Source organism: Novosphingobium sp. APW14 (assembly GCF_032337075.1).
Classification (GTDB): Bacteria; Pseudomonadota; Alphaproteobacteria; order Sphingomonadales; family Sphingomonadaceae; genus Novosphingobium.
In genome coordinates, this window is the sequence record NZ_JAVYAB010000009.1 from 58747 (window position 1) to 68582 (window position 9836).

Below are 9836 nucleotides of genomic sequence, written 5' to 3' on the forward strand. Positions count from 1 at the left end.
TCTCACCGTCTTTTGCGGTAGCTTGATGCAGGATTGGCCATTGCGCAAGCGGCTTGCCTCGGTGGCACCATGCTGCCAAGCCGCTGGCATGACTGACGTCCGTATGCTCCCACTCGAAGGCATCAACAATTTTCGCGACTATGGCGGCTATGACGCGCACGGCGGCCGCAAGGTCCGCACCGGCCTGTTGTGGCGTTCAGCCCAGCATGGAGATGCCAGCGACGCCGATCTGACTGCGGTCAGCAATCTGGGTATTGCCCATGTCATCGATCTGCGCGGACCGAGCGAGCGTGAGGCCAAGCCCTGCCGCCGGGCCGAAGACTTTTCTGCGAACGTCTGGACCTATCCCGAGGAAACAGCCGGCCTTGCGCTGCATACCGAGGCGGCGGATGGTGTGCTGACTGCCGCCGAAGCGCGCGCGGCGATGATCCGTCTTTATGAAGGGATCGCCTTCCGCGACAACCTCGTGCCGATGCTGCGGCTCTATTTCGAGCTGTTGCTGCGTGCTGACGGGCCGAGCCTGGTCCACTGTGTCGCCGGGAAGGACCGGACCGGGTGGGCGGTTGCCATGGCGCAGCATGCCCTGGGCGTGCCGCGCGATGCGATCATGGCGGATTATGTCATGACCAACAGCGCCAGCCGGCTTGAAGCGCGGATTGCGGCCGAAGCCTTCAAAGACCTGCCACGCTATGCCGCAATGGATGCCGAGACCGTGCGCGCGCTGTGGGGTGTCGATGAAGACTATCTAGCAACAGCGCTCAATGCTGCGGAAGGCCGCTATGGTGATCTGGATACCTATCTGGAAGCCGTTCTGGGCATCGATGCGGCGCGGCGCGATGCGCTGCGGGCGCACTACCTCGAAGTTTAGAGGAACGCCTGGATCTCGGCCATGAACCGATCGAACTGGTCATGGTGCAGCCAGTGGCCGGCGTTTTCAAACTCGATCACCTTGGGATCGTTGTTAAACAATTCGAGCCGTCCGTCTTTTTCCGGGTTTGAGGCCCAGGAATTCGCACCATAAAGCAGCAGCATCGGGCAGGTTATCGCTGCCCACAGCTCTTCCGTGCGGAATTCAGGTACATCCTCAAACGGCCAGACATTGAGATAAGGATCGAACTTCCAGCTCCAGGTTCCGTCCTCGTTGCGGCTGGCGCCATGGATGGTGAGGTGACGGGCCTGCTCATCGGTCAGGAAGGAGTTTTCTTCCTTCATGCGGGCATAGGCTGCCTCGATGCTGGGATAACGGCGCGGGATCCGCCCGGCTGCGGCGCGGCGCTTGTCTATCCATTCGCGGAAACGGTTGCCATAGCCAGCGGCCTCGCGCTCGGCACGGGTCTTGGGGGAAGGGCCCAAGCCTTCGATATTGACGAAGCGCCGGACCTTTTCCGGATAGAGCCCGGTAAAGCGAGAGGCGACGTTACCACCCAGCGAATGGGCGATGATGGTAACCTGGTCATGGCCCAGCGTATGGACCAGCTGGGCAAAGTCATAGACGAAGGCATTCATCTCGTAATTGCCGTCGGGCGCCCAGGCGCTGTCGCCATGGCCGCGCAGATCGGGTGCGATGACGTGCCAGTCCTTGGCCAGTTCCTCGGCCACCCAGTCCCACGACCGGCAATGGTCGCGCCCGCCGTGCTGCAGGATCAGCGGCGGCGCCTCCGGGTTGCCCCAATCGACATAGTGAAGGCGCAGGCGCTGCGAGATGAAGCTGTTGGAGGTCGGACCGTGGATCGTCATGCCGCTAGCCTTTGCGCGCTTCATTGCGGGTCGTCAATCTGTGGGGAAAGCGGCACTTGCGGGTTTGCGCCGCGGCCCGGTGCTCCCTAGATGGGGCCAAAGATCAACAGGGAACTGCCATGGCCACCCATACCACTAAGATGCTGATTATCGGTTCCGGTCCGGCGGGACTTTCGGCGGCTATCTATGGCGCGCGCGCCGGGATGCAGCCGATCGTGGTCCAGGGGCTGCAGCCGGGCGGCCAGCTGACGATCACCACCGATGTCGAAAATTATCCCGGATTCCGTGATGTGATCCAGGGGCCCTGGCTGATGCAGGAAATGCAGGCCCAGGCCGAACACGTCGGCACGCGGATGCTGTGGGATACGATCGTAGAGGTCGATATGTCGGGCTCGCCGTTCCGGGCAATTGGCGATGGCGGTGATATCTATGAGGGCGATACGCTGGTCATCGCGACCGGTGCCCAGGCCAGGTGGCTTGGCGCTCCCGGTGAGCAGGAGTTTTCGGGCAAAGGCGTTTCGGCCTGCGCCACTTGCGACGGCTTCTTCTATCGGGGCAAGAAGGTTGTCGTGATCGGCGGCGGCAATACCGCGGTTGAAGAGGCGCTGTACCTGACCAACCATTCGCAGGACGTCACTCTGATCCACCGCCGCGATAGCCTGCGCGCCGAAAAGATTTTGCAGGACCGGCTGTTTGCGCACCCGAACATCAAGGTGCTTTGGAACAAGGCGGTTGAGCGTTTCGTGGGCGAGGGTGGGCTCACTGGCGTGGAGCTGAAGGATACCGTTACCGGTGAGATCATGGTCGAACCGGCCGACGGTGCTTTTGTCGCGATTGGCCATGCCCCGGCGACCGACCTTTTCAAGGGTAAGCTGGAACTCGATAGCAGCGGTTACATCGTGGTTGAGCCCGGCACGCCCAAGACGGCGATCCCTGGGGTCTTTGCTTGTGGCGACGTGATGGACCACACCTATCGGCAGGCGGTTACGGCAGCGGGTACTGGCTGCATGGCCGCACTTGATGCAGAGCGCTTCGTTGCCAACCGGGAATTCGCAGCGCGCGGCTAATCAAGAGCCCGAAGTGCGGCCAGAATCTGGCCTTGCAGCCAAATGCGCGCCTGCGGTTCGACAAAGCTGTGGCTGGCGCCCGGGCACTTGCGCAAGCGCGGATCGCCAGGATCCCAATTGCTCAGGAATGCTTGGGCGGTCCGGTCATTCCCGGCCAGCACGATCGTCACCGGACCAGCGTATCCAATCAGGCCATCGGCCATCTTTTGGGCGAGGGTGGTGGGCGCTGCATCGCGCCTGACGGCCCCAACCAGCGAAGCGGTCATCTGGCCCAGTTCGACCTTGCCGGTCAGCAGCCGCCAAAGCGCGTGCGGATCGGCAAGGCGCTTCAGGTAATGACGCCGCAGGACCGATGGCGGCATCTGGGGCAAGGCGGGCTCGGCTTGCGGCACGGGCGCGGGGTCTGGGGCCTGCTCGGGCTCAAATGTCCAGGGGTTGGCAAGCACCATGGCCGCGCAACCGGCTCCGCCGATCAGCATCAACGCGCTGGCAGCATCACAGTTGCCGAAAGCGACGATGCGCTTCAGGTGGGGCACCTGTGTGCGGAAGGCCGTGATGGCAGCAGCAATATCTGCGGCTGAGCCTTCGAAACCCGCATTTTCACCTTCGCTATCGCCTGTCCCGCGGCGATCGAACCGGAAGACCGGATAGCCGGCGCGTGCGACTTTCTCGGCCAACTGTGCCTGGCTGCTCCAGGGGCCCGCCCGCAATTCATTTCCGCCCGATATGATAAGCAGCCCGGTGGTTCCGGGCGCTGCATCGAGCGTGCCGGCCAGCTGGCTGCTTTCGCAGGAAAAAGTCAGGTGCTGCCGAGTCATCCGCGGATCGCTATGGTCAGATAGGCCGCCAGGGCATCGGCCTGGGCAGCATCGGCATCGGGCTCGGCGCGAAGCCAAAGCGGGCTGCCACTAACCAGTTCCTGTTCAATTTCAGGCAGGGTGCCATCGGGCCGCACCGCATGCAATTGCCCCACCATTGCGGCGCCAAGGTGATAGCCGGCCAGTTCGATGCCGCCCTTCTCGGCCGTTGTCAGCAGGCTCTCCGCATCGTCTTCGTGCCCGCTTTCGCGATTGGAAACGACCCGGGCACGGATCATCCGGCGCAGCAAGCTGGCACCATCCACCGGCCCATAGCGCCACCCTGGCAGGCCCGGGGGAATGAGCAACCCGCCGCCACGGACCGCCAGGACGTGCGTTGCCCGAAAGTGGTTGGCCGCGCTGCTGATCGCATTAGCCCAATCGGTCAGCGCTAATCCCGCAAGGTTGATCTGGCTTTCATTGGTGCCGGGCAGATCCGGCAGCAAGGCTGCAATCCCGCTTGCGTCAAGGCGGCGCATCACGTCGACACACAGCCGCCGCGTGCGGTGGCCTTCATCGAACAGGGCGGGAATTATCAGCAGCCGTTGGTCTGCACCGCGGTCAAAGACGAGCGCATATTCGGCAACGCTCGACCCGTCTGGAAGCGGGCAGGGATAGCTGGCTGCGTTCACGCGGTTTCGCGCTTGGCCTCGGCAAAGCTGAGGAGATTGCCGTAGGTCTCCAGCAACTCGCCATCGACCTCGTCATCATCGATCACGATGTCGAGCCGGTCTTCGATTTCAGTCAGCAGACCTGCGACGGCCATGGAGTCCAGTTCCGGCAGATGCCCGAACAGGCCGGTATCGGCATCAAACGCATCCACCTGCGTCGGCGTCAGGCCAAGCACGTCGGTCAAAATGCCGCGCAGGATTTGGTCTGTTTGGCTGCGCATTGATCCCTCGTGGAGCGTGGTTTCCTCTATGGCCGCGCCTCTAGCCATGGTGCCCGCCCGCTGCAACCCTGCGCAGAACCTTGCGGGCGATTGCCGGCCAGGTTCCGGGCCAGGTCGCACGAAAAGCCTCGATCCGATAGCGTAGGCGGGTCTGTTCCATCCAGTCGCGCTTGTAGGGATCGTCACCTGTGCCGAAATCTACCAGGGTAACCTTGTCATGGTCGATCACGCGTTCCAGCAGTGCCGCTGTCAGGATCGTGCCAGGGGACAGGTCTTTTGCCTGTTCGACATGGGCCAGCTTGTGGATGAAAGCGGTACCGGCTTCGACCGTCCAGAACTGTGCTGCCACCGGCCGCGTGCCGTCATGGGCGATCGCCAGGCGCAGTCGCCCGGCCGCGCCTTCGCGCTCGGCGAACTTGCGGAGAAATTCGGGGTGACCTTCCGCGGCCTTCCAGCTCTGGGAGTAGATCGTTTCGTAACTGGCCCAGCTGGCCGGGTCGAAGGCCGTGTCGATGGTTACGGTGACCCTGCCGGATTTGCGCCGCAGGGTGGTTTTAAGCGAACCGGGGCGGGCGGCCAGGTAAGCGGCGAAGCTGCGCTGGTTCACTAGCAAGATATGATTGACGTCACATGGTTCGATAAAGGTCGTCCAACCAGCCTTGCGCAAGGCTTGGGCAAGTTCGCGCGCCTCGCCATGTTCGTCGGGTAGGGGGGAGAGCACCAAGTGGGGGGATTCACCTGCTAGGTCTTCCGCCAATGCGTTGAGGAGCGCCGCGCGGCCTGCTTGCGCCGTAAAAAGCGGCATGACCCGGAACGAATACCAGTTTGCGAGGCTATGGATCTGCCGGCCTCGGCGATACAGCGGCAGAATGGCACGCTCCTGACCATCGCGGGCAACGGCCAGCAAGGGAGCCAGCCCACAATAACGCGCAAGGTCCTGCCACCATTCCAGCCGATCGAACGGTGCACGGGCAAAAGGCGCGCGAAGCAGTGCAGCAAGCGCTGCATCGCCTTGCACTTCCTTAAGATCGTCGTGATAATCGACCGCAATCAATTTCCCGGAATTCCCAATCGTCGGAGCCTTCGCCCGTGCCTGCCAGTTTGCCGATCGACCCGAAGCCGCTCGATCACCTGGCCTTGCGTGGTGAAGGTTCTGCGCCCGCGCTCGCGCTTCGGAATCAGACCCTTAGCTATAATGACTTAAGGGAACGTGTCTCTCGGCTTGCCGGGTGGCTGCAACAGCAGGTGCCTGAGCCGGGTGCGCGCGTGGCCAGCTGGGCGGCGAAGGGTGAACTGACCTGCATTCTGCCGCTGGCGGCGGCCCGTGCCGGGCTGGTCCACGTGCCGATCAATCCGCTGCTCAAGCGTGCACAAGTGGCATACATCCTGGCCGATTGCGGAGCGAGCCTGCTGGTTGCTACGGCGGCGCGGCTGACCACGCTGGTACCGGGTGATATTCCGGTAAGGTGCATTGTCAAAAATGAGCTGGAAGTAATTGAAGATTATAAATCAATCTTAGCGCTTAAACCGTCCGAGCGGGATCCCGGAGAGCTTGCTGCAATCCTCTATACGTCAGGCTCTACCGGAAGGCCGAAAGGCGTGATGTTGAGCCATGCGAACATGTGGCTGGGGGCAGAAAGCGTGGCATCTTACCTTGAGCTGACGCCAGCCGATGTCACGCTTGCGGTCCTGCCGCTGTCGTTTGACTATGGGCAGAACCAGTTGCTCTCCACCTGGTTTGCCGGCGCCTGCGTCGCCCCGCTGGACTATCTGACACCGCGCGATGTGATCAAGGCGGTGGAGCGCCACGGTGCTACAACTCTGGCCGCAGTGCCGCCCCTCTGGGTCCAGCTGGCTGAACTGGACTGGCCCGGGGAGACCGCGAACCGGCTGAGGCGCCTTACCAACAGTGGCGGCGCCTTGACTGTCGATCTTGTCCGGCTGCTGCGCGACCAGTTCAAGGAGGCGCGGATTTTCGCCATGTATGGCCTGACCGAGGCATTCCGCTCCACTTTCCTGGATCCGGCGTTGATCGACACGCATCCGACTTCGATGGGCAAGGCGATCCCCCATGCTGAAATCCTGGTAATTGGCGATGATGGTCAGCTCGCCGCAGATGGCGAAGAGGGGGAGCTGGTCCACTGCGGGCCACTGGTCGCGCAGGGCTATTGGCAAGATGCCGAACGGACCGCCGAGCGCTACAAGCCGGCCCCTGAGGCATCGGTCTATGGCGGCATGGCGGTCTGGTCGGGTGACCGGGTGCGCCGCGGTGTCGAGGGACTGCTCTATTTCGTCGGGCGCCGCGATGCCATGATCAAAACAGCAGGAAACCGGATAAGCCCGCAGGAAATCGAGGACGCTGCACTTGGCACGGGTTTGGTTGCAGAGGCAGTCGCACTTGGCCTTCCTGACGAACGTTTGGGACAGGCCATACATTTGGTTGTACGGGGCGCCTCCGGCGCTTCAGATCGACAGGAAGAATTGGCGCGCAAATTAATGATAGAATTGCCAAATTTCATGCAGCCAAAGAAGATTCACTGGCGGGAAACGATGCCGCTCTCACCCAATGGGAAGATTGACCGGGCAGCGCTCTCCGCGGAGTTGCAGGCGTGAAGCCGCTGGGGCCGATCCCCGCCGGCTTCGTGGCGGCCGATGGAGAACTGATCATCGGTGGCCGAAAGGCCAGTGATCTGGTGGCAGAGGCCGGCCGCACGCCGTTGTTTGTCTATTCGGCCGATCGAATTGCCGCGCGCGTGGCCGATTTACGCAAGGCGCTGCCGGATGCGGTAGCACTTAATTATGCGGTCAAGGCCAACCCATTCGGGCCGGTGCTGCAAGCAATGGCCGGCCTGGTTGATGGGTTTGATATCGCCTCGGCTGGCGAACTTGCCATGGTGACCGAGGCCGGGATTGATCCGGCGCGGATCAGCTTTGCCGGACCGGGCAAGCGCGATGCTGAGCTAGAGGCCGCGATTGCCGCGGGTGTGACGCTAAATCTGGAATCAGAAGGGGAAGCCACGCGCGCGCTGGAAGTCGCCGCGCGCATCGGGCTTACGCCCCAGCTTGCCGTTCGCGTTAATCCCGACTTCGATCTTAAAGGATCGGGGATGAAGATGGGCGGCGGCGCGAAGCCGTTCGGCGTGGATGCAGAGCGGGTCCCGGCACTGGTCCGCAAGCTCATCGCCGCCGGGGCCGATTGGCGGGGGTTTCATATCTTCGCAGGGAGCCAGGCCTTGGATGCGGCGGCGATTGCCGAAACGCAGGCTCAGACGATCGCCCTCGCTGCGCGCCTTGCCGCCGAAGCCGGGGCCAGTCCGCCCAAAGTCAATCTGGGCGGCGGATTTGGCATTCCCTATTTCCCCGGCGATGCGCCGCTTGATCTTGGCGCGGTGGGACAGGCCTTGGCCAGACAGCTCGCCAGGCTTCCCGGGGAACTGGCGGGGACCCGCTTCTGCCTTGAATTGGGGCGATACCTTGTCGGCGAATCCGGGGTTTATCTTACCCGCGTCGTGGATCGAAAAGTAAGCCATGGTGAGGTTTACCTGATCACCGACGGCGGCTTGCATCACCAGCTGGCGGCTTCCGGCAATTTCGGCACGGTTGTCCGCCGCAACTATCCGGTCGCGATCGCCACGCGCTTCGGCCAGCCAGCAACGGAAGAGGCAAATGTGGTTGGCTGCTTGTGCACTCCGCTGGATCGGCTGGCTGACAAAGGCGGTTTCCCGCGTGCGGACGTGGGCGATCTGGTGGCGGTTTTCTGTGCTGGTGCTTATGGGGCCAGCGCCAGTCCGGCGATGTTCCTTGGGCAGGGACCGGCCGCGGAAATGATGGCTTGATCCGGCATCACGTCTCGCTTTGGACTTTGTACGGTGCTGGAAATTAACGGCTAAGTCGCCGAAACCGAACATAAGGCTAACGCAATATTCACCCTTTCTGGCGATACCGGATGTCGAATAGCCGGGTCGTCGAGGGGGTAGGGCATAGCCCAACCGATGGCACGGCGCTCCGATTTGAGGACATGCCCGATGCCGACCGATCGTTTCACTCGCCTCCTGGCCGGCAGCGCCATGGCCAGTCTGGCATTGGCTGGCTGCGCTGGTGGCAGCGGCCAAGAACTGCCGCCGGCGTCCTTCGTGTCGATGCAGGAAGGGCCGGGTGAAGAGTACGTCATTGGCCCGCTGGATGAGTTGACGATCTTTGTCTGGCGCAATCCGGAACTGGGCGCGCAGGTGCAGGTCCGCCCTGATGGTCGCATCACGACGCCACTGATCACCGACATGCCGGCTGTGGGCAAGACGCCCAAGATGTTGGCTGACGATATCACGCTGCAACTTTCGCAGTACATCCAGGAACCACTGGTCTCGGTAATCGTGAACCGGTTCGCGGGCACGTTCAGCCAGCAGGTTCGGGTGGTCGGAGCGACAACCAAGCCGGCGTCACTCCCGTACCGGGCCAATATGACGCTGCTTGATGCAATGATCGCGGTTGGTGGTCTCAGCGAATATGCCGCGGGCAACAAGGCGCGCCTGATCCGTTTTGACAAGGAAAGCGGCAGCCAGAAGGAATACGCGATCAAACTGGGCGACCTCCTCCGTCGGGGCGACAGCAAGGCCAACGTCATGCTTATGCCTGGCGACGTCATCATCATCCCCGAGAGCACGTTCTGAGGAAGGGGCGCGCTAGGGGCGAGCGATGAACAACATTTACGATGAATTGCGCGCAGCGCTTCACTCGATCTGGCATCGTCGGTGGCTGGCGCTGGCCGTCGCCTGGGGCGTCTGCCTGGTTGGCTGGCTGATCGTGGCACTCGTCCCCAACACTTACGAATCCCATGCGCGCCTGTATGTCCAGATGGATGACGCCCTCTCGGAAGTGACCGGAGTTGGGGTGGGTGACCGCAAGCGCGATATCGATCGCGTGCAGCAAACGCTGACCAGCGCGATCAACCTTGAGAAGGTAATTCGCTCCACTGCGATCGGTGAAGAGGTTGCTTCGCCCAAACAGATGGAAGCTGCGGTTCTGGAGCTTGCGAAGCAGGTCAAGGTAGAGAACGTCAAAGACAACCTGTTCGAGATCACCGCTGAGTATGGCGACGGGGCTCGCTCCGATCCGGAAAACGCGAAGATTGCTGGCGATATTGTTCAAAAGCTAATCGACATCTTGATCTGCCCCCTTCTGAGTGGCCCAATTTCTATTTTAGGAATGGCCACGAAGGAGGAATGGAATGGCAAGAAAGCACAAGCCGGAAGACATCATTGGCAAGCTGCGTGAAGCGGAGATCGT

Annotated in this window: 11 protein-coding genes; 6 read left to right on the top strand and 5 right to left on the bottom strand. The window is 62.1% G+C overall.

Annotated features, from left to right (window positions below; genetic code table 11):
• Positions 1–88 precede the first annotated feature (88 nt).
• Positions 89–868 (top strand): tyrosine-protein phosphatase, encoded by a 780-nt coding sequence (locus RQP55_RS11425; protein WP_315610323.1) that lies wholly within the window; start codon positions 89–91, stop codon positions 866–868.
• Here the strand turns inward: RQP55_RS11425 and RQP55_RS11430 are convergent.
• A complete protein-coding gene (locus RQP55_RS11430) occupies positions 865–1737 on the bottom strand; it encodes an alpha/beta hydrolase (protein ID WP_315610333.1) in 873 nt (290 codons plus the stop codon). The genes RQP55_RS11425 and RQP55_RS11430 overlap by 4 nt on opposite strands.
• Before the next feature lie 119 nt (positions 1738–1856).
• Between RQP55_RS11430 and trxB the strand changes: the two genes are divergently transcribed.
• Positions 1857–2804, top strand: a complete 948-nt coding sequence (gene trxB / locus RQP55_RS11435; protein ID WP_315610324.1) for a thioredoxin-disulfide reductase — start codon at positions 1857–1859, stop codon at positions 2802–2804.
• Here trxB and RQP55_RS11440 read toward each other — a convergent pair.
• Genes RQP55_RS11440 through RQP55_RS11455 form a run of 4 tightly spaced genes read right to left on the bottom strand, consistent with a single transcriptional unit; the run spans position 2801 to position 5607 of the window.
• Positions 2801–3622 carry a hydrolase 1, exosortase A system-associated gene (locus RQP55_RS11440; RefSeq protein ID WP_315610325.1) on the bottom strand — a complete coding sequence of 274 codons (822 nt, stop codon included), beginning with the start codon at positions 3620–3622 and terminating at the stop codon, positions 2801–2803. The genes trxB and RQP55_RS11440 overlap by 4 nt on opposite strands.
• Positions 3619–4293 carry a hypothetical protein gene (locus tag RQP55_RS11445; protein ID WP_315610326.1) on the bottom strand — a complete coding sequence of 225 codons (675 nt, stop codon included), beginning with the start codon at positions 4291–4293 and terminating at the stop codon, positions 3619–3621. The genes RQP55_RS11440 and RQP55_RS11445 overlap by 4 nt, the downstream gene beginning before the upstream one ends.
• On the bottom strand, positions 4290–4553 hold the full coding sequence (locus RQP55_RS11450) for a phosphopantetheine-binding protein (protein WP_315610334.1): 264 nt from the start codon (positions 4551–4553) through the stop codon (positions 4290–4292). The genes RQP55_RS11445 and RQP55_RS11450 overlap by 4 nt, the downstream gene beginning before the upstream one ends.
• A gap of 40 nt (positions 4554–4593) precedes the next feature.
• On the bottom strand, positions 4594–5607 hold the full coding sequence (locus RQP55_RS11455; protein ID WP_315610327.1) for a GNAT family N-acetyltransferase: 1014 nt from the start codon (positions 5605–5607) through the stop codon (positions 4594–4596).
• A gap of 35 nt (positions 5608–5642) precedes the next feature.
• On the opposite strand from RQP55_RS11455, the gene RQP55_RS11460 reads away from it, so the two are divergent.
• The 4 genes from RQP55_RS11460 to RQP55_RS11475 all read left to right on the top strand — a co-directional run bounded on the left by RQP55_RS11460 (position 5643) and on the right by RQP55_RS11475 (position 9824).
• Positions 5643–7166 carry an acyl-CoA ligase (AMP-forming), exosortase A system-associated gene (locus tag RQP55_RS11460; protein ID WP_315610328.1) on the top strand — a complete coding sequence of 508 codons (1524 nt, stop codon included), beginning with the start codon at positions 5643–5645 and terminating at the stop codon, positions 7164–7166.
• A complete protein-coding gene (locus RQP55_RS11465) occupies positions 7163–8389 on the top strand; it encodes a pyridoxal-dependent decarboxylase, exosortase A system-associated (RefSeq protein ID WP_315610329.1) in 1227 nt (408 codons plus the stop codon). Before RQP55_RS11460 ends, RQP55_RS11465 begins: the two co-directional genes overlap by 4 nt.
• A 189-nt stretch (positions 8390–8578) precedes the next feature.
• Positions 8579–9220, top strand: a complete 642-nt coding sequence (locus RQP55_RS11470) for an XrtA/PEP-CTERM system exopolysaccharide export protein (RefSeq protein WP_315610330.1) — start codon at positions 8579–8581, stop codon at positions 9218–9220.
• A gap of 25 nt (positions 9221–9245) precedes the next feature.
• Positions 9246–9824 carry a Wzz/FepE/Etk N-terminal domain-containing protein gene (locus RQP55_RS11475; protein WP_315610331.1) on the top strand — a complete coding sequence of 193 codons (579 nt, stop codon included), beginning with the start codon at positions 9246–9248 and terminating at the stop codon, positions 9822–9824.
• The last annotated feature ends 12 nt before the right edge of the window (positions 9825–9836 follow it).